We start from the raw sequence: 23,387 nt of genomic DNA, 5'->3' as shown, positions 1-23,387 counted from the left end.
CCGGGTACGGTAATGCATGCGGGATCAGACGATGACGACTCTTCTTGGCTCATGACATTCCTTCCCAAACCCGAAGAGGTGAAGCTTTCGTGGCTGCAGGTGGCGGTACCAAAGCGATTGTGGCGGCTCTGGCTGCCAATCTGACCATTGCTGTCCTGAAATTTATTGCGTTCTTTTTGACGGCATCATCGTCCATGCTTGCCGAAGCCATCCACTCGGTGGCGGACTCCGGCAACCAGCTTCTTCTGCTGGTGGGCGGTAAGCGTGCCAAGCGCGCGGCGAGCCCGGAACATCCATTCGGTTACGGCCGCGAACGGTACATCTACGCTTTCATCGTCTCGATCGTGTTGTTCAGCGTCGGTGGCCTGTTCGCCCTGTATGAGGCCTGGGAGAAGTTCCAGCACCCTCATGGCATCGAGGGAGACTTTTGGTGGGTGCCGCTGGCTGTCCTGGTCGGTGCCATCCTGGCTGAGTCGTTCTCGTTCCGCACGGCGATTATCGAATCGAACCACATCCGCGGGAAGCAGTCATGGGTGAAGTTTGTCCGTAACGCCAAGCAGCCGGAACTTCCTGTCATCCTCCTGGAGGATTTCGGCGCGCTCCTTGGCTTGCTCTTCGCGTTGTTCGGTGTGAGCATGACGTTGGTTACCGGAAATGGTGTCTGGGATGCCCTGGGTACAGCCATGATCGGACTCCTGCTGGTGGCTATTGCGGTGATACTTGCGGTGGAAACGAAGTCCCTGTTGCTGGGGGAGTCGGCTACCAAAGAGGACGTCCAACGTATTACTGAAGCGTTGGAAGCGGACGGAACCCGCATCATCCACCTCAAGACACTCCACTTGGGCCCGGAAGAGTTGTTGGTGGCCGCCAAGATTTCCATGGGAGCCTCTGAAACGGGGCAGGAGATTGCCAAGGGGATCGACGACGCCGAACAGCGGATCCGCGCAGCAGTCCCCATTGCGAGGGTCATCTATCTGGAGCCGGACATCGTACGCGTTCAGGCACCTGGGCTGGGCTGACTAAGGCCACAGGGCAATGAAGAGGGGCTCCGCGCAACGCGGAGCCCCTCTTCATTGGCCCATGTTCCGGGCGGTGCTGCTGGTTGCCATCAGCTGACAAGCGGCCTTTTGCGTTCCACCATGCCGCTGATCAGGGCCACGCCGAGGCCCAGTATGGCGAGCACGGCGCCCACCAGTGCCGGGGCCACATATCCCCATCCCCATGCGATCACGGTGCCGCCCAGGAAGGCTCCGAGGGCGTTGGCAATGTTGAGGGCAGAGTGGTTCAGCGAGGACGCCAGGGATGCAGCGCCAGGGGCAGCATCCAGCAGGCGGGTCTGCAGTGCGGGTGTCAGCATCGAACCGACACCTCCGACGACGAAGGCCATGATGAATGCCGCCCAGGCCCAATGCGCCGCGATGGCGTAGACCACCAGGGCCACTGCGATTCCCGGCATGACCCAGTAGATGGTTCCCATGACGGATTTGTCCGCGATGCGTCCACCCACGATGTTGCCTGCCACCATGCCGAGGCCATAGAGGGCCACCACGGCGGGAATGAGGCTCTCGGGGATTCCGGCCACCGAGGTCATGGTGTGCGCGATGTAGGTGTAGACGGCAAAGAAGCCGCCGAAACCAATGATGCCGATCAGCAGGGCCAGCCATACTTGGAGGCGCTTGAGGGCGCCGAGTTCGCGTCGGATGCTGGCATCCGGGTGGGCTGCTTCGAAGGGTACGAATTTCCACACCATGGCCACCGTCAGCAACCCGATGGCGCCCACAATGATGAAGAGCAGCCGCCACCCGAATGTCTGTCCCACCCAGGTGGCCAGCGGTACGCCAATGACATTGGATACCGTGAGGCCGGCCATCACCATGGAGATCGCCCACCCGCGTTTGGTGGGAGCAACCAGGCCTGCAGCGATGACGGCTGCTACGCCGAAGAAGGCCCCGTGCGGAAGCCCCGAAGCGAAGCGGGAGAGCAGCATGAAGCCGTAGTCCGGTGCGACGAAGGATGTCAGGTTGGCCAAGGACAGGAACAGCATGAGTCCCAAGGCGAGGTGCTTTTTGGGGAGCTTGGCTCCAAAGGCGGCGAAGATCGGCGCGCCGATCACCACTCCCAGGGCGTAGGCCGAAATCAGGTTTCCTGCCTCGGGGGTGCTGATGCCGAGTCCCTCCTCCACTTCCTTCAGGAGGCCCATCATGGCGAACTCAGTGGTACCGATGGCAAAACCTCCCATGGCCAGGGCAAGGATGGCCAGGCCAAGGTGGCGCCTTGTTGCTTTGGCGGTGGTCGGTGGGGGCGCGGTGGTAGTCATAACCCTGTTTCTTACGGTGTGCCTTGTGGCTGGGGAATCTGGAGAAAATCCGATAACAAGCTTAGTGCCGCGGCTTGTCCTTTGGCCTCCGAATGTGATCATGCCCATCAAGTGACCCACCCTAGACTGGGGGAGTGACTGCACTGATAAACGTTGTTGGAGCTGCGATCGTCGACTCCCTGGAAGCACCTACGCGCCTTCTTGCTGCCCGCCGCTCAGCACCCCCGCAGTTCGCCGGAATGTGGGAATTCCCTGGAGGAAAGGTAGAAGCCGGCGAAACTGCCGAGGCCGCCCTGCATCGTGAACTCGCCGAAGAGTTGGGCATTGAGGTCCGGCTCGGGCTGGAACTGGAGTCAGGCCGGCCCGAAGGGTGGGCCCTCAATGAACGGGCCGCCATGCGTGTTTGGTTCGCGGAACTTGTCGCCGGTGAGCCTGCGCCGTTGGAAGACCACGACGAACTCCGTTGGGTTTCGGTGGAGGATGATGACCAAGCGCTCGGCCTGGAGTGGATCCCGGCCGACTTTCCCATTGTTCGGGCGCTGCTGGACCGGGTGGCTGCGGCCGCCTAGCAGGACCGCTGGTTGGCGCTGAGGGAGGTAAGACGGCAAGGACCAGGGCGGTTCGACCAGCTTAGAACAGTGGCTGCTGCCCTGGGAGGGAAACATTGCCTGGACGGTTTTCGGCAGCTTGCGGACGGGCATTGCGATGGCTGAACCCGGAGGTCCTGCTGTAGCCGTACTTTGCTTTGAAGTGGGTGATCCGGCCGGTCAACCAGGTGCTGTATTCCTTGGAGACGTAAGAGCCCTGTCCGTAGAGGCGGCGGTACTTTCCGACCAGTTCGGGGTGCTGGCCGGCCAGCCACTTCATGTACCACTCCCGCGTTCCCGGCTTCAGATAAAGGGCGCCTGCGGTGACTCCGGTGGCGCCGGCCTTTGCGAGTTCGCTGAACAAGGAATCAAGGGCTTCGTCAGAGTCGGTCAGCCAAGGCAGGATGGGCATCGCCATGACGCCGCATCCCAATCCGGCATCCCGGAGCCGTGAGATGAGCTTGAGCCGTGCCCGGGGTGAGGGCGTGCCAGGTTCGACCAGTTCGGCGAGATCCTCATTGGTCATCGCGAGCGAAATGCCCAGGTCCACAGGGACCATGGTGGCAGCGTGCTTGAGCAGGGGGATGTCCCTTGCCAGCAGGGTGCCCTTGGTCAGGATGGAAAACGGTGTGCCCGAGTCCGCAAGCGCACGGATGATCCCGGGCATCAGGGCGTAGCGACCTTCGGCCCGCTGGTAGGGATCCGTGTTGGTTCCCAAAGCAACTTGATGCCGTCCCCACGACGGCTTGGCGAGTTCCCTCCGCAATACTTCGGCGGCATTGACCTTTACTACTACTTGGGAATCAAAGTCCCGTCCGGCGTCGAACTCCAAATACGTATGGCTCTTGCGGGCGAAGCAGTAGACGCACGCGTGGCTGCAGCCACGGTAAGGGTTCACGGTCCACTCAAACGGCATGGCCGAACCCGAAGGCACCTTGTTGAGCACTGACTTTGCGGTGACCTCATGAAAGGTGACTCCGGAGAATTCGGGTGTCGAGATGGAACGCACCAGCCCGGCCAGCGGCAGTAGCGCATCCATGGCCGGGGCAGGGCCTGGAGCTGAAGTGCCGCCGTCGTCGGACGCCGGTCCACGGGTAGGTGACAGTGCTTGTGCGTCCCATCTCATGGTCTCTATTCGAAGGTATGTTCGAATGGATGTCAAGGACCCAGCGCCTGAAGTCTCCAATACCCAAGCGGGCGTTGCTAAGGTTGCCCCATGATTCTGCTGACTGGTTTTGAACCGTTCGGCCAGGACGATGTCAATCCTTCCTGGCATGCCGTGCGCCGCGCGCAGGACATCCTCCGGGCTGAGGGGATCGAGGTCGAAGCCCGCGAGCTGCCGTGCGTCTTTGGTGAGTCGGCCACGGCACTGAGCGAAGCAGTTGGCACCATCAACCCGGACCTTGTGGTCTGTGTAGGCCTGGCCGGTGGCCGGGGCCGGATATCCCTGGAACGAGTTGCCATCAACTGCGATGATGCCCGGATCCCCGACAACAAAGGCCAAAAGCCTGTGGACGAGGAAATCGTCCCGGGCGGCCCCGCAGCGTACTTCTCCACCTTGCCCATCAAGGCCGCGCTGCGGGACCTCCAGATCGCAGGAATCAAAGGCGAGGTATCCCAGTCCGCAGGTACGTACGTGTGCAACCACGTTTTCTACGCCTTGATGCACCTGCTCGCATCCACCCCTGGGGTCCGCGGAGGCTTTGTGCACATTCCGTATCTTCCGGACCAGGTATCACCGGTAAGCGGAACCCCAAGCATGCCCCTGGAAGCCGCGGCGGAGGGACTCGCCGTCGTGGTCCGGACCGCCTTAGGGACGAAGGTGGATGCTGCCTTGAGTGCTGGCAGTATCCACTAGAGGAGCTCCCACTCCACGGTAACGCTGGCCGAGACAGCAGACTCCCCGGCTTCGACCGGCAGCGCTTCAGCGGAGAACGATGCCCTGACCATCCCGCCCAGTGGTATGGGGGCTCCATGTACCGGTTCCTGGGATATGGACTTGACCTGCCCCAAGCGGGCAGAAGCCAGGGCTGCGTACTGTTCGGCGCGTGCCAGGGCGTCCTTCCAGGCCGCTTCCTGCGCTTGTGCGTTCACCAGGGCTGGATCGGCAAAGCCTTGTTCGATTCCATTGATCCTGATGTCGTCACCGCCGGCCGCAACAGCGGCTGCAATGGCCGCCGGAGCATCAGCGTGCGAACGGATGCCCACCTGCAGGTTTGTGGATGCAACATATGCTGCGACCTTCTGCCCTTGACCCTCCACCCAGAGAAGGTCGGCCCGAAGATTCAGTCCGCTGGTCCGGAGGTCGGCGTCAGTCACGCCGGCATCGCGCAAGCTAGCCGCAACAGCACCTGCCGCCTTGCCGGCGTCGCCATAAGCCTGCCCGGGAGTGGCCCTGCGCGTTTCAACGCCCAGGGTCAGTGTGACGAGATCCGGAACCGCTTTGGCGCTCGCAGTGCCGGTAACGGTGATGGTTCGCTTCATGAGGCCTCGTTTCCCTTGACGGCAGGGGCGTCCTGCCGATGGTGGTCACTGTCAATGTATCCGCCCGCCGCGAGCCCGGCCTGGCGTTCAAAGAAATTCCTCGACGCCGGGTTGCCGCTGCGGAGCATGGACCAACCCGCGGCGATTCCGTAGAGGGCAACGAACGGTAAGCCCAGGCAGTACGCGTATTGGGTGCTGTGCCGTTCCTCGTGGCCCAGCAATACAGGATTGCTGCCGGCAACTCCGTGGGGTGCCCGGTAGAGAATGACGTTGCCCAGTGTGAATGCCCCCGCATGAGGGAGCTTCCAGCCGTAACCGGCCGCGATCAGGAGCCCACGCGGTCCGCGCGACACCGTGGTTCGGGACGCGAGGGCGACCACCAGTCCCAATGGGGTGGACAGATTCACGACGTTGGCCAGCTGCCTGAGCCGTTGCGCGGGTGTCATGGGGCCAATGCTAGACCCGCTGGCATTGCACGTCGCGCTCCCGTTGCGGGGAATCAGCAAGCGACGGCGGTGGCTCGCCAACGCCGCAATGGCCCCGCTCGCCGGCGGCATGCCCGGGCACCCGCGGTGGGCGCCGCCGTCGTGCCGTTCACATTGCGGGACGCAGGTTGGTGGGTTAAATCCCGTCCGCGACGTTCAACTAGACTGAAGGGTAGTGCCTGCCGTCCGCGGTGAGCACTGCCCTTTCGTTTTGCAGGCCTGCCTTGCCGGCCGCTCCCTACTCGTAGCTAAGAACAGTAGATGACTGACACTTTGCCAGGCGCTGCCATCCCGAACCCGCTGGATGAAGCCGCCATCACCGCTGCCGTCGAGGACGCCGTTGCTGCAATAGCAGCCGCTTCCTCCCTCGAAGAACTCAAGGCGGTCCGCCTCGCCCACACCGGTGAGAAGTCGCCGCTGAGCCTTGCCAACCGTGAAATCGGTGGGCTCGCCAAGGAGCACAAGGCTGCGGCCGGCAAGCTCATGGGGTCCTCCCGGGGCCGCGTCAACCAGGCGCTCGCAGCCCGGACAGAGGTTCTCGAGGCCGAGAACGACGCCCGCATCCTGGTCGAAGAAACCGTGGATGTCACCGCCGCTCCGCGTCGACGCCGGGCAGGTGCACGCCACCCGCTGTCCACCCTGCAGGACCGCGTCTCGGACATCTTTGTTGGCATGGGCTGGGAAATCGCCGAAGGGCCCGAGGTCGAGTCCGAGTGGTTCAACTTCGATGCCTTGAACTTCAAGCCGGACCACCCTGCCCGCGAAATGCAGGACACGTTCTTCGTGGAGCCCCCTGAGGCCCACCTGCTCATGCGCACGCACACCTCGCCTGTGCAGGTCCGCTCGATGCTGGAACGCGAAGTTCCCATCTACGTCCTGTGCCCGGGCAAGGTGTTCCGCACGGACGAACTCGACGCCACGCACACGCCGGTCTTCCACCAGTTCGAGGGTCTTGCGATCGACAAGAACCTCAGCATGGCCGACCTGCGCGGCACCTTGGAGCACTTCGCCCGCCAGATGTTTGGCGACGAAGCCTCCATCCGCCTGCGCCCCAACTACTTCCCGTTCACCGAGCCTTCCGCGGAGCTGGACATCTGGCACCCGGGTGCCAAGGGCGGTCCCCGCTGGATCGAATGGGGTGGCTGCGGCATGGTCAACCCCAACGTCCTCCGGGCAGCCGGGATCGATCCGGACATCTATTCAGGTTTTGCTTTCGGCATGGGCATCGAGCGCACGCTCATGTTCCGCAACGAGGTTGGCGACATGCGCGACATGATCGAAGGCGACGTACGTTTCAGCGAGCACTTCGGGATGGAGATCTAACAGTGCGTATCCCACTTTCCTGGCTGCGTGAATTCGCGCAGGTTCCGGCCGATGCTACGGCCGAAGACGTCATGGCTGACCTGGTCAAGGTCGGTTTTGAAGAAGAAGAAGTCCACCGTCCCACGGACGAGCTCACCGGCCCCGTCGTGGTGGGCCAGGTCCTGAGCCTGGTCAAGGAACCGCAGACCAATGGCAAGACCATCAACTGGTGCCAGGTCCGGGTGGTTCCGGAGGGACAGGAACAGACCCTCACCGGGAAGGGCATTGATCCTTCCGGCGTTCAGGGCATCATCTGCGGTGCGCACAACTTTGTTGAGGGCGACAAAGTGGTTGTCACCCTCCCCGGTGCAGTGCTGCCTGGAAACTTCCAGATCTCTGCACGTAAGACCTACGGCCACCTGTCTGCGGGCATGATCGCTTCTGTCCGCGAACTGGGAATCGGCGATGACCACGACGGCATCCTGGTCCTCTCAAGCATCGGCCTGGACCCTGAAATCGGCACCGACGCCATGGAACTGCTGGGTCTCTACGACCAAGCAGCGGAAATCAACGTCACCCCGGACCGCGGCTACGCATTCTCCATCCGTGGCGTGGCCCGCGAGTACGCCCACGCCACTGGAACCACCTTCGTGGATCCCGCGTCCAAGGTCTCGGCTCCGGCCACCCTGCAGGGCGGCTACGGCGTCAAGCTCAACGACGACGCTCCCATTTACGGCAAGCCCGGCTGCGACCGCTTTGTGGCCCGCACGGTACGTGGTGTGGACGCTTCCCGTCCCACGCCGCCGTGGATGTCCGCGCGCCTCCGACTGGCAGGCGTGCGGTCCATCTCGCTGCCGGTTGATATCTCCAACTACGTCATGCTTGAGCTCGGCCAGCCGAACCACTGCTACGACCTCGATAAGCTCGCAGGCGACATCGTGGTGCGTCGTGCCGTGGCGGGGGAGAAGATCACAACCCTCGATGACAAGGTGCGCACGCTCGACGTCGAGGACCTGCTGATCACCGATGACTCCGGCGCCATCGGCATCGCCGGCGTCATGGGTGGTGCCCACACTGAAGTGTCCGATTCCACCACGAGCATCCTGGTGGAAGCCGCACACTTCGATGAAGTGTCGATCGCCCGTTCCCGTCGCCGCCACAAGCTGCCCTCCGAAGCCTCCAAGCGCTTTGAGCGCGGGGTTGATTGGCACATCGCGAACATTGCCGCGCAGCGTGTCGTGGACCTGTTGGTGGAGCTCGCCGGGGGCACGGCAGATGAGGCCGGCACCGACGTCGGAACCGCCCCTGACGCTGTCACCATCGAGCTGCCGGCAGAATTTGCCGCGGCACGGATTGGTATCAACTTCACTGAAGAGCAGATCACCACGTCGCTGGTGGATCTGGGGGCCGCCGTAGAGAAGACCGCCAACGGCTACTTGGTGACGGCTCCCAGCTGGCGCAATGACCTTGAAACCAAGGAGGACCTCTCCGAGGAAATCGCCCGGCTGGTGGGATACGACAACATCCCATCCACCCTTCCCGTGGCGCCCCCGGGCCGTGGCCTGAGCCGCAGCCAGCAGCAGAAGCGCCGCGTTGTTCAGGCACTGGCCGATGCCGGCCTCACCGAGGTGCTGTCCTACCCGTTCGTTTCCAAGGCAGCCAACGACACGTTCGGTGTTGCTGCTGAAGGAGCAGCGCGTCCGGCGTTGAAGCTGGCAAACCCGATCAGCGAAGAGCAAGGGTTCCTTCGCACGTCCATCCTCCCGGGCTTGATCGAGGTTGCCCGTCGCAACCACTCGCGCGGCTTCCGCGACCTGGCTCTTTATGAAGCAGGTTCGGTCTTCCTCCCGGGCGAAACGCTGGGCACGGATTCCATTCCGCCGCTGGGCGTCAAGCCTTCGGATGAGGTTCTGGATGCACTGTACGACGGCGTCCCGCACCAGCCGCTGCACATCGCCGCTGTTTTCACCGGCCATGATTCTCCTGCCGCGGCCATGCACGCACCCCGTGCGTGGGACTGGGCTGATGCCTTGGACGTTGCCCGCCTTATTGCCGACGTGCTCGGTGTTGAACTGGTGGTCAGCCAGGGCAGTCACCAGGCCTTCCACCCGGGCCGCGCAGCCCAGCTCGCGCTGCGCAACGGAGATGTTGTTGGATACGCAGGTGAGCTTCACCCGAAGCTGCTGGCTGCACACGATATGCCTGCACGTTCAGTGGCGCTCGAGATCAATGTGGAAGCATTATTCGAGGCTGCGGCTGATGTGATCGTGGCCAAGCACATCTCCGGATTCCCGGTGGCGACGCAGGACGTTGCTCTGGTTGTCCCTCAGGACGTACCGGCAGATCAGGTCCTCTCGGCACTGCGCGAAGGTGCTGGGGAACTCCTCGAGGACGTCGCATTGTTCGACGTCTACGTTGGCCCCGGGATCGAGGAAGGCAGGAAGTCGCTGGCCTTCGGCCTCCGTTTCCGCGCCGATGACCGTACCCTGACGGCCGATGAAGCTTCTGAGGCTCGAGCCGCCGCTGTTGCCGTTGCAGCCGAACGGTTCGGCGCAGTCCAGCGCTAGCCCCACTATCAAGTGAATCCCCGGGACCTGGTGGTCCCGGGGATTTTCTTTTTGAGATTGAGCTCCCAGCATCTTGACAGAACATTCACATGTGTATGACAGTTTTGTCATGCACATGTGAAACATGTGTATCACATCCCTTGCACGGTTCACTGAGAGCCGTCCCTTGAAAGGTACCCATGAAAAAGCACAACGTTGCTTTGCTGGTTGGAGCTGCAGTGATGGCTTTGACGTCCTCGCTTGGTGGAGCCGCAACAGCGTCAGAGTCGACGCCGCAAACAGCCTCCGCCGAGGTCCAGCCTGTATCGCACACGGTGGACCCGTCACAGGTTTCAGGATCTGCGGCTTCACCTTTGGCCGACAAGTACACGATTGCCGCACCTTCAAAGAACGGTGGCGCTTCCACCGATTCAGTCATCGGCGCTGATGGCCGGGTGCGCATCACCAACACGACGGCTGCTCCCATCCGATCAATAGTCCAGATCGAGTTCAACGGCGGCTACATCTGCTCCGGTGCGTTGATTTCCGACGACACTGTGCTGACGGCGGGTCACTGTGTCCATGAGGGTGGAACAGGCTCCGAGGCCGACTACTCCTGGGGCGTCAAAGTAGCTCCCGGCCGGAATGGCTCAACAGACCCCTATGGCACCTGTGGTGCTACGAAGATTTACACCGATCAGCGATGGATCGATTCTGCCAATACCAACGCTGACTGGGGTGTCATCAAGCTCGACTGCACCATCGGCAACACCACCGGCTGGTTGAATTACACCGGCACCACCGCCAGCCTGAATGGCACCAATGTGACCGTTCGTGGTTACCCGGGCGACAAGGCTTTCGGCACCATGTGGTCCATGACCGGCCCCATCGAGACCACCACCACTGAGAAGGTCTACTACAAGATGGACACTTACGGCGGGCAGAGCGGTGCACCCGTCTACAACAGCTCCAACACCATCATGGCAATCCACACCAACGGCGGAAGCTCCAACTCGGGCACCCGCATCACGCCCACGTTGGCGAACTACCTGACGTCGGTGAAGTAGCCCACTTGGGTTAATCCAGCCAGTGTTCCCCGCAGCAGATTCACGGCTGCGGGGAACACGTGCTTTGGCGAATAGGAGCCCGCCAAGCACAAGCTACACTTTGCAGGGGACAAAGTTCTCTATGGGGTAACGGGTGTGTGGATTGGCCCGCGGGCGACCTTCCCTTGGCTGACCACGTTCTTGGCCTAGGCACGCCCCACCCCTGTTGGTAACAATGCCTGGTTGTCTGAGCAACCTTTGTCCGCACCCTGCCCGCCCCTCTGGCGGGCTCCAGCAGCGGCTGAGTATGGCAGGGCCCGCAGCAGGTGACATGACCCTTCCTAGCGATATTTTCCTTCAGGGTCGGCAAAGCAGCGGGTATTCCCGCTGAGGGTGATACCGTACTTGCCCGTACCGAACGCCATAGAGAACTTGTCAGGCCCGAGGACCACGGTGTGTCGGACAAAGTTCGGACCTTCATCAATTTCCTGCCTCAGATTAAATCCGGTGGCCTCGAACAAGGTCTTGACCTTGTCGTGCAAAGCGTCCATTTCTTCCCGGCTCAGCGGACTCCTACTGGTATCGAAAGACACCTGAGTGCCTTCCGTGCCGAGGGGACGATCACAGACCCACCCTGCTTTGTCTGGTGTGACTTTCGTCCAGTCGCCCGGGGCGAGAGCTTGAATCTTGTTGAAGAGTTCAAGGTACTCTGTTCGGGCTTCTTCCGGGTCCATGGCCTGCTCCGCGGTGCTGGTAGGTGAATTGGTGCTCGGCGTTGCCGCGCACCCTGCAAGAGTGAGAAGAAGCATTGCCGCGGCGGGAAGGATGCGCCAGTACCGGCGGCGGAGCGTTGTGGTCATGGCTTCCTAGCGAAATTCGCCTTCCGGGTCTGGAACGCAACGGGTATTTCCGCTGAGGGCGATGCCGTATTTGCCGGTGGTGATTCCCATGACGAACTTTTCGGGTCCGAAGACGCTAGTTCTTCTGACGAAGTTCTCTCCTCCGTCAGTTGATTGCCGGACAGTGAAGCCGGTGGTCTCGAACTCGGCCCTGACCTTCTCGTGGAGAGCATCCATTTCCTCTCGGCTCAGTGGGCTGCGGCTTGTATTGACTGAGAATTGGGTGCCGTCAGTCCCGTCCGGGAGCCGGCAAGCGTCGCCTTGAAATTCGGAGGGCGGCGCGACACCCCAGTCGCCGGGGGCGAGGGCTTGAATCTTGTTGAAGAGGTTGAAGTACTCTGTGCGGGCTTGTTCTGGTTCCATGGTTTGCTCCGCGGTGCCGGTAGGTGGATTGGTTCCAGGGGTTTTTCCGCACCCTGCAAGGGTGATTAGAAGGATGGCTGCGGCGGGAAGGATGCGCCTGTAGTGGGGGCGGTGCATGGTTGTCATCGTGTCGCATTCGTGAGTTGGTCATTCAAGCCGAGGGCGATTCTGGCTTGGTTTTAGCTTGACTGGGTTCTCCTATCGAAGTACCCGTAGATGCCTTCCTTGCCGCCTGTTTGTCCGTCGTGGGTTTTCGTTGGGAGTTCTGTGGCACCATCCGGTCCTGTGGCGCCGTCCGTGCCGAAGGTGACGGCGCCGAATCCCGGGTCTGCGGTGCTTTTACGCTGCCAGCCGAGCCCATGCCTGACTTCAGCTACGTGGTCCCAGTCGTAGGTTCCCCGGTATACGGTGCCGCCGGGGTTCAGGTGGAGATCGTTCACGGAGGCGCGTCGGCCGCGCCGTCATCAAAAGCAATTTCCATGCTGGGCCCCCAAAGCCGGAACAATAAATCCAACGACTAGCATAACCGGGTTTGCGCAATTGCGAGTTCATCGCACCGGCCGACTTTAGAATTTTTTGGGGCCCGAGAAAAGCCTTCACAGGTGAAAGGCCACTTCTCCATTTATCGCCTGTCAGGATGGTCTAACACCTGTCGTACGGAGCCCGATTTGGGCATGGACACGGGACGATGGCAGAGTCGTTTGAAGCCTCACAGAAGGGGAATCCACCCATAGCTGTTGCGACATTGGGCTGGGGACTTAGCCGTGAGAGGAGGGCGTGATGCAGAATCCGGTGCTTGACCTGTGGAGGCTCGATGAGACGCCCGGCGCAGGAGACGCGGTTGAACTGCTCGGCCAGCTGGCCCTCGAGCGCGCCCTTCGCTACGCCAACCCCGCAGACCGTGACGAGTTCGTGGCCGGCCGGCTTGCTGCACTGCACTTTGCTGCGACGCTCCTGGGAGTGGAGTCCCGCCGACTCGTCCCCGAATATCACTGCCCGCAGTGCGGCCCCGGCCAGGACCATGGTCGCCCAGGGTTCATGCTCGACGGCGGCCCCGCACCTCTGGCGCTCAGCGCCTCCAGAGCGTCGGGCTGGGTGCTGCTGGCCGGCGTCGTGCATCCTCCCGAAGAGCTCCGGCTGGGGGTGGACCTTGAATCGACTGACAAGGCAGCCTTCGAAGGATTCGACGACGTCGCGCTGACCGCAAACGAAAAGCGCTTCCTATTTACCATCCAGGACCAGGAGCGAAATAGTCAGCGCGCCCGCCTGTGGGCACGCAAAGAGGCGTGGCTGAAGATGACAGGGGAAGGCCTGAGGCGCAACCCCGCGGAGCTGGATGTGCTGGATCTGCCAGGCCTGAGCGACGTCACCGAAACACCACTGCCTGACGGTTTAGTCGCCGCTCTGGCCCTCGGCTAACGCGCGGAAGGCAGCGCCGGAAGCACAGCCTCGTAAAGCCATGGCCGGAGGATCGACCCAGCATCAAAGCCCGGAATGAACGAATCCGCAGCCTCAATAAACGCCTCCGTTGACACCGAGCTGTGACGGTTGGTGGCCGTCCAATGCTGCAGGAATCCGAAGAAGGCCTCGTTGCCGGCCGCGATTCGTACGGCATGGACGGCCAGGGCTCCGCGCTTGTAGACGCGGTCATCGAACATCAACTCGGGACCGGGATCGCCCACCAACAAGTCCTGCGGGCCGGCGTCGAGCCTTTTCCACGCAGCCGTTGCCCGCGCAGCCACGGTCATCGTGCGGGATTCCTCGGACCACAGCCACTCCGCGTAGCAGGCGAATCCTTCATGCAGCCAGATGTCTTTCCAGCTGCTGACGGTCAGTGAGTTGCCGAACCACTGATGGGACAACTCGTGGGCGATCAGGCGCTGGGCATCCCAGGAATCGCGCATATGGTTGCGGCCGAAGATGGAGACGGTTTGGGCTTCCAACGGGATTTCCAGCTCGTCTTCAGTCACCACCGAGGTGTAGTCGGTATACGGATACGGACCGAAGCAATCCTCGAAGGTCCGCATCATGTCCGGCTGGCGTCGGAGTCCCTGGAGGGCATCCACTGCCATTTCCGGAGTGACAGCTACGAACTGCGGCACCCGGTGGTGGGTGTCGTCAACGTGCAAGGGAACCTTGACGTACCGGCCGATTTGCACGGTAGCAAGGTAGGTGGCCATGGGTTCAGCTTGTTCGTAGACCCAGGTCTCCCTGCTGGACTTGCGGGAGTGGGAGATCAAGGTGCCGTTGCACACCGGGCGGTAATTATCGTCGGTGGTCACGGAGATGAGGAAGCTGGACTTGAAGCGGGGATGGTCGTTGCAGGGGAACCAGGACGCCGCGCCATTGGGCTGGCCGGCCACCAGGACGCCGTCGTTCAGTTCTTCCCACCCCACGTCACCCCACAGGCCGCGGCGCGGCTGCGGATTGCCGTCATAGCGGATCTCCAAGGAGAACTGCTGGCCGGGTCTCAGCGGCGACGCCGGGTTGAGCACCAGATGCTCTGCCCGGTGGCTGAACTTCTGGAGCTTCTTGCCATCAAACTGAACTTTGCTTGCCCGCAGGCCCACCAAATCCAGGACGATCTGCGGCGTGGATTCCAAGGCAGTGCATCGCAGGACCGCTTTGCCGATCAGCTTGTTGCTGCCCAGCCTGACATCGAGGTCCAACTCGTACCGGTCCACACGATAGCTGGTGCTGCCGTGGTCCAAAGTGTAGGGGTCGGCGTCGGTTTTGGGGGTGGGGATTGGTGCGGCCATATCCGTCCAATCTACTTCAGGCGCGGCGCTTGTGCTGACGGGCCCACCCACGGGCTCACCGGGTTGCCCATCCAGTACGTTCCGGCAGGGACCGTCTCACCGCGCATTACCAACGACGCCGGACCAACAGTTCCGCCGTCGCCAATACTGGCAGCGGGGAGGATGACGCCGTGAGGACCCATGGTGGCCCCGTTGCCGAGGGTCACGGTATCCAGGCTCATCACGCGGTCGTGGAACAGGTGCGTCTGGACAACACAACCACGGTTGACGGTGGAGTTCTCTCCCAGGGTCACGAGGTCAGCTTCGGGCAGCCAGTAGCTCTCGCACCAGGTTCCACGGCCGATCTTGGCGCCGAGGCCGCGAAGCCACCACACCAAGGCCGGAGTTCCGGCGGCAGAGCGGGCAAACCAGGGTGCGCTCACCATCTCGATGAAGGTGTCCACCACCTCGTTACGCCAGATAAACGAGCTCCACAGGGGGTGTTCGCCTGCACGGATGGTTCCCACCAGAGCCCACTTGGCGAGGACGGAGCTGAGCGCTGCCACGGCTCCTGCTGCGAGCATCACCACGCCACCCAGGACTGCTGCGATCCAGTAACCCCATCCTCGTGCAATCCAATCCAGAACCAGCATCACGCTGACGGCGATTGCCACAGTGAGGATGACCGGTATCAGGCGGCACAGTTCCCACAACGCCCTGGCGATCTTCAGTTTCAGTGCCGGGCGGAACGTGCGGGTCTGGTCAGCATCGACGGCGGTGCGGCGCAGCCTGACGGGCGGGCTGCCAAGCCACGAGGTGCCGGACTTTGCCTTGGCCGGCGTGGCGGACAGCACGGCAACGAGGGAGTTTTTGGGGACGTTACGCCCTGCGGCGGTCATTCCTGAGTTGCCCAGGAAGGAGCGCTTGCCGATCTTGGCCGGCGCGATTTTCATCCAGCCGCCACCAAGTTCGTACGAGGCCACCATGGTGTCGTCGGCAAGGAAGGCTCCGTCCCCGATGGTGGTCATCTTTGGAACAAGGAGCACCGTGGAAGCTTCCACGTTTTTGCCTACCTTGGCCCCGAGGAGTCGTAGCCAGAGAGGCGTGAAGAGACTCGCGTAGACCGGGAAGAGGAGGTCTCGCGCCATGTCCAGGAGTCGCTCTGTGGCCCACACCTGCCAACCGATCCGGCTGCGCACCCGGTAGTACCCCTCCTTCAAACCCAAACCGAGAAGCCTGGCAACAATCAAGATGAGTACAAGGTTGCCGAAGAACCACACCAAGGCCGCCAGGGGAACGGCGAGGGCAATCTGTGGAAGCGCTGTTTCCAACGACTCGTGGCCCTGGATGAACGCCAGAACCACCAGGGCACCAACGAACGCCGAGATATAGGGGATAAGCGCCAGCAAAGCCGAAGCGCTGGCAAAAGCGGAGAACCAGAGCCTGTCGACCACCGGCCGCCGGCTGATGGTGTCCGGCCATTCGTGCTTGGCCTTACCGCGGCGTTCCGCAGGGGAGCCGGCAACAAGATGTCCGGCCTTCACCTTGCCCAGCACGGCAGATCCGGCATCGACATGGGCGCCTGCGCCAATGGTGGCCCCCGGCATCAGGGTGCTTCGGGCGCCCACTACTGCACCGGCTCCCACATGGATCTGGCCGATGTGGACGGAGTCACCGTCAACCCACCAGCCTGAAAGGTCCACCTCGGGCTCAATGTTCGCCCCGCTGCCCAAGGAGAGCAGCCCGGTGACAGGCGGCAGCGAATGCAGGTGGACGTCTTTGCCGATCTTGGCGCCGAGGGCCCGTGCGTAATAGGGGACAAAGGGAGCACTGGCCAGACCGATGGCACCCGAGAGGTCTTGTATTTGCTCGGCAAGCCACAGCCGCAGGTGGGTTTTGCCGGAACGAGGGTAGGTGCCGGGCTGGATCCTTCCAAGCAGCACCCTGGCTGCAACCACGGAGATCGCCATCCGGCCCAGAGGGCTGACGAAAACCAGCCAAGATGCTGCGATCCACCACCACGACACCACGGGCGCGGCGGCAAAGCCGGCGAAGTCTGCGAGCAGCCTGTTGGCGGCCATGAGGTAGGTGAGCCAACGCATGCCCACTAGGATGTGCAAGGGCACGCCCATCAGCACTTGGAAGATCTGCGACTTCAGGGCAGTAGGGCGGACGGTGCGCTCAGCAGCGGGCCCCGGCACGCCGCCGTCGGGAAGCGACTGCCGGGCGGCGTCGATCAACGCGCCCACGCGCGGCGTGGCATAGATGTCCGCCACGGTGATGGTGGGATAGCGGACGCGAAGGGCGGAAACGAGTTGCGCCGCAGCCAAGGACCCACCGCCGTAGGCGAAGAAGTCGGCGTCGAGGGAACTGACGGGACTGCCCAGTACCGACTCCCACTGCTCCACCACCCAGCGGGCGTCATCGGGAAGATTCAGCGGGGCGTTGCCTGCCTCGGTGGCACCGGCTCCGGCCAGCGGCCAGGGGAGTGCATGGCGGTCCACTTTGCCGCTGGTCTTGGTGGGAAGCGAATCCACCACGGTCAGCAGGGGGATCAAGGCGGCCGGAAGGCTTTCGCCCAGAAGCCGGCGCGCCTCCTCCATGGACAATTCATGGCCTTCAGCGGGGGCCAGATAGCCAACAAGGATCTGGTTGCCGGCAGCCGTTGTCTGCACTGCTGCCGCGGCCCCGGCCACGCCGGGCAATGACTGAAGAGCCGCATCCACTTCGCCCAGTTCGATCCGGCGCCCACCCAGTTTGACCTGTTCGTCGGCCCTGCCCATGAAGATCAAGCCCTCGGCCTCGAAGCGCACCAGGTCACCGGAGCGGTAGGCCCGGTCCCATCCCAGCGTCGTCATGGGCGCGTACTTCTCGGCGTCCTTGGCGGGATCGAGGTAGCGGGCCAGTCCCACACCCCCGATGATCAGTTCGCCGATCTCACCTTCGGCCACCGGAATGCCTTGAGGATCGACGACGGCCAGGTCCCAGCCATCCAGCGGCAGGCCGATCCGCACGGGGCCGGGCCCGCCCAGTGGGGCAGCGCAGGCAACGACGGTTGCTTCGGTAGGTCCGTACGTATTCCACACCTCCCGGCCGTCCACGGCGAGGCGCTCGGCCAGTTCGGGCGGGCAGGCTTCGCCGCCGAAGATGAGGAGACGGACGTTTTCAAGCGCCTCGGCAGGCCACAGCGCAGCGAGGGTGGGCACGGTTGAAACGACGGTAATGCCGTGGTTGATGAGCCAGGGCCCCAAGTCCATGCCGGTACGTACCAAGGCACGCGGTGCCGGTACTAGGCAGGCGCCGTGGCGCCAGGCAAGCCACATTTCTTCGCAGGAAGCATCAAAGGCGACTGAGAGCCCGGCCAGCACCCGGTCCTGTGGACCGATGGGTTCGGCCTGGAGGAAGATGCGCGCTTCTGCGTCCACGAACGCTGCTGAGGAGCGGTGCTTTACCGCAACGCCCTTCGGCGTTCCAGTGGAACCGGAAGTGAAAATGATCCAGGAATCGTCATCCGGGCCGGGCGTGGACGGCATGGAGGCGGGCTCCCGGGCGGCACCCCAAAGTTCGATCTCCAATCCCGCGGCGATGATGGCACCGACCTTGGCTTCGCCAAACACCAGGCGGGCGCGCTCTTCGGGGTCGTCCGCATCAACAGGAACATAGGCCGCGCCAGCCATGAGAATTCCCAGGATGGCGATGTAAAGCTCGTTGGTGCCGGAGGGAATCCGGATGCCGACCTTGTCGCCCCGCCCCAGGCCCGCTGCATTGAGTCGGGCGGCAAAGGCCCGGACTGCCTTGAGCAGTTCGGTGTAGCTCAGGGACTTGTGGCCGTCATCGAGCGCCGAGGCCTCGGGAAATGACGAGGCGGTTTCTTCCAGGATGTCAACGAGGGTGCGCTCGGCAGGGGCGGCAGCGCCTCCCGGTAGCTGGGGGCGATACGTGGTCAAGGCAGGGGTATGCCCGGCCCCCAAGGAATGTTCTGTGCTCACGACGTCAGCTTTCCGCAGAAAGATGAACAAAAGGTGTCCGCCGTTTCCTTCGCGACACACTTTGTTGATCCACAGTTTTCCTGCACGTCATTCGCCGTTGGGGGCCGGGCACCGGCAATTATGGAACCAGCAGGACTTTGCCAGTGGTGCGGCGGCCCTCAAGGTCCCTATGTGCCTGGGCAGCCTCCGCGAGCGGGTACGTTGCGCCCACCCTGACAGCGAGTGTGCCGTTGGCGGCGGCGTCGAAAATTTCCGCTGAGCGCCACCGGCGTTCCTGGGCGTTCTGAACGAAGTGCGCCATGGTGGGCCTGGTCAGGGTCAGCGATCCGGCCGCATTAAGGCGCTGGGGATCGAAAGGCGGCACAGGGCCGGAGGCCGCACCGAAGAGCACCATGGCACCGCGGATGCGCAGGCTCTTCAGGGAATCGTCGAATGTGTCCTTGCCGACGCCGTCGTACACCACGTTGACACCTTCGCCGTCGGTAAGTTCGCGGACCTTGTCGGCGAACCCGTCGTAGCGGAGCACCTCATCGGCACCGGCCAGAGTGGACAGATCCGCTTTTTCGTCCGAAGAGACGGTAGTGATCACCCGGGCGCCGCGGGCCTTCAACAGTTGGGTCAACAGCAGGCCAACACCACCGGCACCTGCATGAAGCAGGACGGTGTGGCCCGGCTCTACCCGGAACGATGAGTTCATCAGGTAATGGGCGGTGATTCCTTGCAGCGGCAGGGCTGCGGCGGTGTGGTCGTCGACGCCGTCCGGGACCGGAAGCGCCTTGCCTGCGTCCACCAGGGCGTACTCCGCGTAGGTCCTTGACCCCTCGGCCGTAGCGATGCGGTCGCCCACGGAAAATTCCTCGACACCGTCGCCGACGGCCTCCACGGTGCCTGCTGCTTCAGCGCCGGGAGTGAAGGGGTACTCCACTGTGTAAATACCGCTGCGCTGATAGGTCTCAATGAAGTTGACCCCGGCAGCTGCGACCTTGATCAGCAGCTGGCCGGGGCCAGGAGTTGGTGGTTCCACGGAGGCGAACTCGAGGACCTCAGGTCCTCCGGGCTGCTGTGCAACGATGGCGTGCGTCATGGTGGCTCCTCACTCCGGGACGGTCCTTCCGGTGCCCGGTTTCAGATTCCATCCTAGGGAAGTTGGGGCTTCCCATGTGGAACGCTTAGAAGCGTCCGTGCGTCGAAGCCACCGGGCAGTCGAAGCCACGGCCTGCCGCCAGGCCTACCTCATTGAGGTACCTGACCACGATCCCGTAGGACTGCATCAACGTGGTCTCCGTGTAGGAGATGGAGTGTTTGGCGCAGAACTCACGCACAATCTTGGTGGCCTTGAACAAGTGCGGGCGGGCCATGTCCGGGAACAAGTGGTGCTCCACTTGACGGTTGAGTCCACCCAGGAGGAAGTCCATGAAGAGGCCACCGGAGATGTTGCGCGAGGTCAGGATCTGGCGGTTCAGGAAGTCCACGCGGCTGTCCTTGGGGAGGACCGGCATGCCCTTGTGGTTCGGGGCGAACGAGGCGCCCATGTAAAAGCCGTAAACCATGATCTGCACGCCCAGGAAGGCGAACGCCATACCGATGGGCAGGAACGTGAAGGCGAGGACCGGGAGGGAGGCGAGCCTGGCCACGAGGATAGGCGTTTCAACCCAGCGGTGACGCACGTTTTGCTTGCCGAAGACAAAGCGAAGGGAATCGAACTGCAGGCTCAAGCCCAGCAGCGTCAGGAGCGGGAAGAAGAACCAGCCTTGCTTCTTAGTGAGGAAGGCCAGGCGGCCCTTGCGTTCCGCGGCGGCGTCCTCGTGGAACACCAGGGCGTTGTTCCGGATGTCCGGGTCCTTGGAGATGACATTGGGGTGGTTGTGGTGGGCTCCATGCTTCTGTTCCCACCAGGAGTAGCTGATGCCGGCCACGCCGGTGGCCAGGAGACGGGCTGACCAGTCATTGGCGCGCCGGGAAGCGAAGATCTGCTTGTGCCCGGCCTCGTGGGCCAGGAAGCTCAGTTGCGTGCACAGGATGCCTACGGCTGCGGCAATCAGCAGCTGGTACCAGGAATCTCCGATGAGTGCGAAGCCGAGCCAGGTGCCGGCCATCAGCAGGACCAGGGCCACGAAGACCCAAATGTAGAAGCCGGTGCGGCGCTCGAGAAGTCCGGCGGCCTTGACACTCTTGAGGAGCTCTGAGTAGCTCTGGACGACGGGATTTGGTTGAATTGCGCGAGCTTTGGGGCGCTCAGCGGTGGACGTGGGTGACATAAATGTGCCCCGTATCGCTAACGGGCAACGCTGCAGCCGACGTTCGGACTGCACGGTCTGGATCACCCTCCACTAAGCATACGGGCTAATCTCCAAAATAATGAGACTGCTCACAATTGCATGCATAAATATCGGACAGCATGAATATTCTTGCTGTACAGTGGAGTCATGACTATTTCTGTTGCCGTCTCCGGTGCCAGCGGCTACGCCGGAGGAGAAGTGCTGCGCCTGCTCGCGGGCCACCCCAACGTCACCATTGGTGCCATCACCGCACACAGCAACGCCGGTTCAAGACTAGGGGAGCTGCAACCGCATCTCCATGGTTTGGCCAGCAGGATTCTCGAAGACACCACCGTGGAGAACCTTTCGGGCCACGACGTCGTGTTCCTCGCCCTTCCCCATGGCGCCTCGGCTGAGATCGCGGCGCAGTTGCCCGAGGGAACCATAGTCATCGACGCCGGTGCGGACCACCGATTGCAGGACGCCGCTGCCTGGGAAAAGTTCTACGGCTCGGCCCATGCAGGCACGTGGCCTTATGGCTTGCCTGAACTTCCCGGCCAGCGGGAAGCCCTTAAAGGTGCCACGCGCATCGCTGTTCCCGGCTGCTACCCGACGTCGGCGCTGCTCGCCTTGACGCCCGGGTTTGCCAACAATCTCCTCCTGGCGGACGACGTCGTCATTGTCTCTGCTTCAGGGACATCGGGTGCCGGAAAGGCTGCCAAGGTCAACCTGATCGGCGCCGAGGTCATGGGCTCCATGAGCCCCTACGGTGTTGGCGGCGGACACCGGCATACCCCTGAAATTGAACAGGGGCTGTCCAACGCTGCAGGGGAACCTGTCACGGTTTCCTTCACTCCAACGCTGGTTCCCATGAGCCGGGGCATCCTGACCACGGCCACAGCGAAGGTTGCCCAGGGTGTTACTGAAACCGAGCTCCGCCAAGCCTGGGCGGACGCCTACGACGACGAGCCGTTTGTCCACCTTCTGCCTGAAGGCCAATGGCCTGCCACCAAGTCGGTACAGGGCTCCAACCACGCCGTGATGCAACTTGCCTATGACCAGCACACAGGCCGGGTCATCGTGACGTGTGCCATCGACAACCTCACCAAGGGGACCGCCGGCGGAGCCGTGCAGTCCATGAACATTGCCCTCGGCCTGGATGAAACCGCCGGCCTGAACCTCCAGGGAGTTGCACCGTGACCATTACCGCACCCAAGGGATTCCGCGCAGCCGGCATCAAAGCCGGTATCAAGGCCTCCGGTAACCCGGACCTGGCCCTCGTAGTCAACGACGGCCCGTCCAAGGCTGCCGCTGCGGTCTTTACATCCAACCGGGTCGCCGCTGCACCCGTTCACTGGTCCCGCCAGGTAGTCAGCGATGGCCGGGTGGACGCAGTGGTCCTGAACTCCGGTGGGGCCAACGCCTGCACCGGCCCGCAGGGCTTCCAGAACACCCATGCAACGGCCGAGAAAGTGGCGGCCGTGCTGGGAGTCTCAGCTTCCGACGTCGTGGTGTGCTCCACGGGCCTGATCGGTGAGCAGTTGCCCATGGACAAGATCATCCCGGGCGTCGAGGCGGCCTTCGGTGAGCTGTCCGAGGACGGCGGCTCAGCAGCGGCAACTGCCATCATGACCACGGACAGCGTCTCCAAGGAAGCGGTCTTCACGGGCAAGGACGCGGAGGGCAAGCAGTTCACCGTGGGCGGCATCGCCAAGGGCGCCGGCATGCTGGCGCCGGGCCTTGCCACCATGTTGGTCGTTCTGACCACCGACGCCGAGGTTCCTGCCGATGAGCTCGACGTCGTACTCCGCGATGCCACCCGGGTCACCTTTGACCGCGCAGACTCTGATGGCTGTATGTCCACCAACGACACCGTAGTGCTGCTGGCATCGGGAGCTTCGGAAGCGCTGCCGTCTGCCGCGCAACTGAGCGAAGCCGTCACCCAGGTCTGCGCCGAACTGGCACGCAAGCTCATCGGCGATGCCGAGGGCGCCAGCCACGACATCGCCATCCGCACATTCAACGCGGCCAGCGAACGCGACGCCGAAATCGTCAGCCGCAGCGTGGCCCGTTCCAACCTGTTCAAGGCAGCCATCTTCGGCAAGGACCCCAACTGGGGCCGCGTGCTCTCGGCAGTAGGAACCACGGATGCTGCGTTCGAGGCGGACCAGTTGAACGTTGCCATGAACGGTGTCCAAATCTGCCGCAACGGTGCAATCGGCGATGACCGGAACCTGGTGGACCTGGAGCCGCGCGAAGTGCTGGTCGAAATCGACCTGCAAGCCGGAGACGCCGAGGCCACGATTTGGACCAATGACCTTACGCACGATTACGTGCATGAAAACAGTGCCTACTCGAGCTGAGCCCATGACG

Annotated in this window: 20 protein-coding genes; 9 read left to right on the top strand and 11 right to left on the bottom strand. The window is 62.8% G+C overall.

Annotated features, from left to right (window positions below; all coding sequences use genetic code 11):
• The first annotated feature begins 89 nt into the window (after positions 1 to 89).
• Positions 90 to 1,019 carry a cation diffusion facilitator family transporter gene (locus AC6JA3_RS13560; protein WP_026547340.1) on the top strand — a complete coding sequence of 310 codons (930 nt, stop codon included), beginning with the start codon at positions 90 to 92 and terminating at the stop codon, positions 1,017 to 1,019.
• A gap of 89 nt (positions 1,020 to 1,108) precedes the next feature.
• Here the strand turns inward: AC6JA3_RS13560 and AC6JA3_RS13555 are convergent, their stop codons facing one another.
• Positions 1,109 to 2,317: an MFS transporter gene (locus AC6JA3_RS13555; protein WP_347783540.1), complete on the bottom strand. Its 1,209-nt coding sequence runs from the start codon at positions 2,315 to 2,317 to the stop codon at positions 1,109 to 1,111.
• 134 nt (positions 2,318 to 2,451) lie between these two features.
• On the opposite strand from AC6JA3_RS13555, the gene AC6JA3_RS13550 reads away from it, so the two are divergent.
• A complete protein-coding gene (locus AC6JA3_RS13550) occupies positions 2,452 to 2,886 on the top strand; it encodes a (deoxy)nucleoside triphosphate pyrophosphohydrolase (protein ID WP_497920161.1) in 435 nt (144 codons plus the stop codon).
• Between the two features lie 61 nt (positions 2,887 to 2,947).
• On the opposite strand, the gene AC6JA3_RS13545 is transcribed toward AC6JA3_RS13550, so the two are convergent.
• Positions 2,948 to 4,030: an Rv2578c family radical SAM protein gene (locus tag AC6JA3_RS13545; protein WP_497920160.1), complete on the bottom strand. Its 1,083-nt coding sequence runs from the start codon at positions 4,028 to 4,030 to the stop codon at positions 2,948 to 2,950.
• Between the two features lie 90 nt (positions 4,031 to 4,120).
• On the opposite strand from AC6JA3_RS13545, the gene pcp reads away from it, so the two are divergent.
• A complete protein-coding gene (gene pcp, locus AC6JA3_RS13540) occupies positions 4,121 to 4,762 on the top strand; it encodes a pyroglutamyl-peptidase I (RefSeq protein ID WP_026541595.1) in 642 nt (213 codons plus the stop codon).
• On the opposite strand, the gene AC6JA3_RS13535 is transcribed toward pcp, so the two are convergent.
• Together AC6JA3_RS13535 and AC6JA3_RS13530 are read right to left on the bottom strand one after the other, a co-directional pair.
• Positions 4,759 to 5,388 carry an SIMPL domain-containing protein gene (locus AC6JA3_RS13535; RefSeq protein ID WP_347783537.1) on the bottom strand — a complete coding sequence of 210 codons (630 nt, stop codon included), beginning with the start codon at positions 5,386 to 5,388 and terminating at the stop codon, positions 4,759 to 4,761. The two genes, pcp and AC6JA3_RS13535, sit on opposite strands and share 4 nt — an antisense overlap.
• Positions 5,385 to 5,834, bottom strand: a complete 450-nt coding sequence (locus tag AC6JA3_RS13530; RefSeq protein WP_347783536.1) for a hypothetical protein — start codon at positions 5,832 to 5,834, stop codon at positions 5,385 to 5,387. The genes AC6JA3_RS13535 and AC6JA3_RS13530 overlap by 4 nt, the downstream gene beginning before the upstream one ends.
• A 300-nt stretch (positions 5,835 to 6,134) precedes the next feature.
• Between AC6JA3_RS13530 and pheS the strand changes: the two genes are divergently transcribed.
• The 3 genes from pheS (at position 6,135) to AC6JA3_RS13515 (ending at position 10,788) form a co-directional block, all read left to right on the top strand.
• Positions 6,135 to 7,196, top strand: a complete 1,062-nt coding sequence (gene pheS, locus AC6JA3_RS13525) for a phenylalanine--tRNA ligase subunit alpha (protein WP_026541598.1) — start codon at positions 6,135 to 6,137, stop codon at positions 7,194 to 7,196.
• A 2-nt stretch (positions 7,197 to 7,198) separates the two neighbouring features.
• Entirely contained in the window at positions 7,199 to 9,742 is a 2,544-nt protein-coding gene (pheT, locus tag AC6JA3_RS13520; RefSeq protein ID WP_347783535.1) for a phenylalanine--tRNA ligase subunit beta, read from the top strand.
• Between the two features lie 179 nt (positions 9,743 to 9,921).
• Entirely contained in the window at positions 9,922 to 10,788 is an 867-nt protein-coding gene (locus AC6JA3_RS13515; protein WP_497920159.1) for a trypsin-like serine peptidase, read from the top strand.
• Between the two features lie 320 nt (positions 10,789 to 11,108).
• Here the strand turns inward: AC6JA3_RS13515 and AC6JA3_RS13510 are convergent, their stop codons facing one another.
• The 3 genes from AC6JA3_RS13510 to AC6JA3_RS13500 form a co-directional block, all read right to left on the bottom strand.
• Positions 11,109 to 11,627 (bottom strand): hypothetical protein, encoded by a 519-nt coding sequence (locus AC6JA3_RS13510; RefSeq protein WP_347783534.1) that lies wholly within the window; start codon positions 11,625 to 11,627, stop codon positions 11,109 to 11,111.
• A gap of 6 nt (positions 11,628 to 11,633) precedes the next feature.
• The gene (locus tag AC6JA3_RS13505; protein ID WP_223945092.1) at positions 11,634 to 12,146 is read right to left on the bottom strand and encodes a hypothetical protein; all 513 of its coding nucleotides are present in this window, start codon (positions 12,144 to 12,146) and stop codon (positions 11,634 to 11,636) included.
• Between the two features lie 62 nt (positions 12,147 to 12,208).
• Positions 12,209 to 12,469, bottom strand: coding sequence for a hypothetical protein (locus tag AC6JA3_RS13500; RefSeq protein ID WP_223945093.1), 261 nt, complete (start codon positions 12,467 to 12,469; stop codon positions 12,209 to 12,211).
• A gap of 340 nt (positions 12,470 to 12,809) precedes the next feature.
• Between AC6JA3_RS13500 and AC6JA3_RS13495 the strand changes: the two genes are divergently transcribed.
• Positions 12,810 to 13,448: a 4'-phosphopantetheinyl transferase family protein gene (locus AC6JA3_RS13495; protein ID WP_347783533.1), complete on the top strand. Its 639-nt coding sequence runs from the start codon at positions 12,810 to 12,812 to the stop codon at positions 13,446 to 13,448.
• Here AC6JA3_RS13495 and AC6JA3_RS13490 read toward each other — a convergent pair.
• The 4 genes from AC6JA3_RS13490 to AC6JA3_RS13475 all read right to left on the bottom strand — a co-directional run bounded on the left by AC6JA3_RS13490 (position 13,445) and on the right by AC6JA3_RS13475 (position 21,014).
• Positions 13,445 to 14,788 carry a M1 family metallopeptidase gene (locus AC6JA3_RS13490; RefSeq protein ID WP_347783532.1) on the bottom strand — a complete coding sequence of 448 codons (1,344 nt, stop codon included), beginning with the start codon at positions 14,786 to 14,788 and terminating at the stop codon, positions 13,445 to 13,447. The two genes, AC6JA3_RS13495 and AC6JA3_RS13490, sit on opposite strands and share 4 nt — an antisense overlap.
• An 11-nt stretch (positions 14,789 to 14,799) precedes the next feature.
• On the bottom strand, positions 14,800 to 18,756 hold the full coding sequence (locus AC6JA3_RS13485; protein WP_347783531.1) for a Pls/PosA family non-ribosomal peptide synthetase: 3,957 nt from the start codon (positions 18,754 to 18,756) through the stop codon (positions 14,800 to 14,802).
• 118 nt (positions 18,757 to 18,874) lie between these two features.
• Complete coding sequence (locus tag AC6JA3_RS13480; RefSeq protein WP_026547358.1) at positions 18,875 to 19,840, bottom strand: quinone oxidoreductase family protein; 966 nt, start codon at positions 19,838 to 19,840, stop codon at positions 18,875 to 18,877.
• Positions 19,841 to 19,925: 85 nt separating this feature from the next.
• A complete protein-coding gene (locus AC6JA3_RS13475) occupies positions 19,926 to 21,014 on the bottom strand; it encodes a fatty acid desaturase family protein (protein ID WP_347783530.1) in 1,089 nt (362 codons plus the stop codon).
• 168 nt (positions 21,015 to 21,182) lie between these two features.
• On the opposite strand from AC6JA3_RS13475, the gene argC reads away from it, so the two are divergent.
• Positions 21,183 to 22,214 carry an N-acetyl-gamma-glutamyl-phosphate reductase gene (gene argC / locus AC6JA3_RS13470; RefSeq protein WP_026547360.1) on the top strand — a complete coding sequence of 344 codons (1,032 nt, stop codon included), beginning with the start codon at positions 21,183 to 21,185 and terminating at the stop codon, positions 22,212 to 22,214.
• Positions 22,211 to 23,377: a bifunctional glutamate N-acetyltransferase/amino-acid acetyltransferase ArgJ gene (argJ, locus tag AC6JA3_RS13465; protein WP_223945097.1), complete on the top strand. Its 1,167-nt coding sequence runs from the start codon at positions 22,211 to 22,213 to the stop codon at positions 23,375 to 23,377. Before argC ends, argJ begins: the two co-directional genes overlap by 4 nt.
• Positions 23,378 to 23,387: the final 10 nt, after the last annotated feature.

This window comes from Arthrobacter sp. TmtSoilC79 (genome assembly GCF_059739405.1).
The sequence above is the reverse complement of the archived record's forward strand: the minus strand, read 5'-3'. Positions and strand labels throughout refer to the sequence as shown.

Bases quoted from the DNA above. Each gene is read 5' to 3' on its own strand.
- AC6JA3_RS13555 (WP_347783540.1), bottom strand. From the start codon at position 2,317: ATGACTACCACCGCGCCCCCACCGACCACCGCCAAAGCAACAAGGCGC.
- AC6JA3_RS13545 (WP_497920160.1), bottom strand. From the start codon at position 4,030: ATGAGATGGGACGCACAAGCACTGTCACCTACCCGTGGACCGGCGTCC.
- pcp (WP_026541595.1), top strand. From the start codon at position 4,121: ATGATTCTGCTGACTGGTTTTGAACCGTTCGGCCAGGACGATGTCAAT.
- AC6JA3_RS13535 (WP_347783537.1), bottom strand. From the start codon at position 5,388: ATGAAGCGAACCATCACCGTTACCGGCACTGCGAGCGCCAAAGCGGTT.
- AC6JA3_RS13530 (WP_347783536.1), bottom strand. From the start codon at position 5,834: ATGACACCCGCGCAACGGCTCAGGCAGCTGGCCAACGTCGTGAATCTG.
- pheS (WP_026541598.1), top strand. From the start codon at position 6,135: ATGACTGACACTTTGCCAGGCGCTGCCATCCCGAACCCGCTGGATGAA.
- AC6JA3_RS13515 (WP_497920159.1), top strand. From the start codon at position 9,922: ATGAAAAAGCACAACGTTGCTTTGCTGGTTGGAGCTGCAGTGATGGCT.
- AC6JA3_RS13510 (WP_347783534.1), bottom strand. From the start codon at position 11,627: ATGACCACAACGCTCCGCCGCCGGTACTGGCGCATCCTTCCCGCCGCG.
- AC6JA3_RS13505 (WP_223945092.1), bottom strand. From the start codon at position 12,146: ATGCACCGCCCCCACTACAGGCGCATCCTTCCCGCCGCAGCCATCCTT.
- AC6JA3_RS13495 (WP_347783533.1), top strand. From the start codon at position 12,810: ATGCAGAATCCGGTGCTTGACCTGTGGAGGCTCGATGAGACGCCCGGC.
- AC6JA3_RS13490 (WP_347783532.1), bottom strand. From the start codon at position 14,788: ATGGCCGCACCAATCCCCACCCCCAAAACCGACGCCGACCCCTACACT.
- AC6JA3_RS13480 (WP_026547358.1), bottom strand. From the start codon at position 19,840: ATGACGCACGCCATCGTTGCACAGCAGCCCGGAGGACCTGAGGTCCTC.
- AC6JA3_RS13475 (WP_347783530.1), bottom strand. From the start codon at position 21,014: ATGTCACCCACGTCCACCGCTGAGCGCCCCAAAGCTCGCGCAATTCAA.
- argC (WP_026547360.1), top strand. From the start codon at position 21,183: ATGACTATTTCTGTTGCCGTCTCCGGTGCCAGCGGCTACGCCGGAGGA.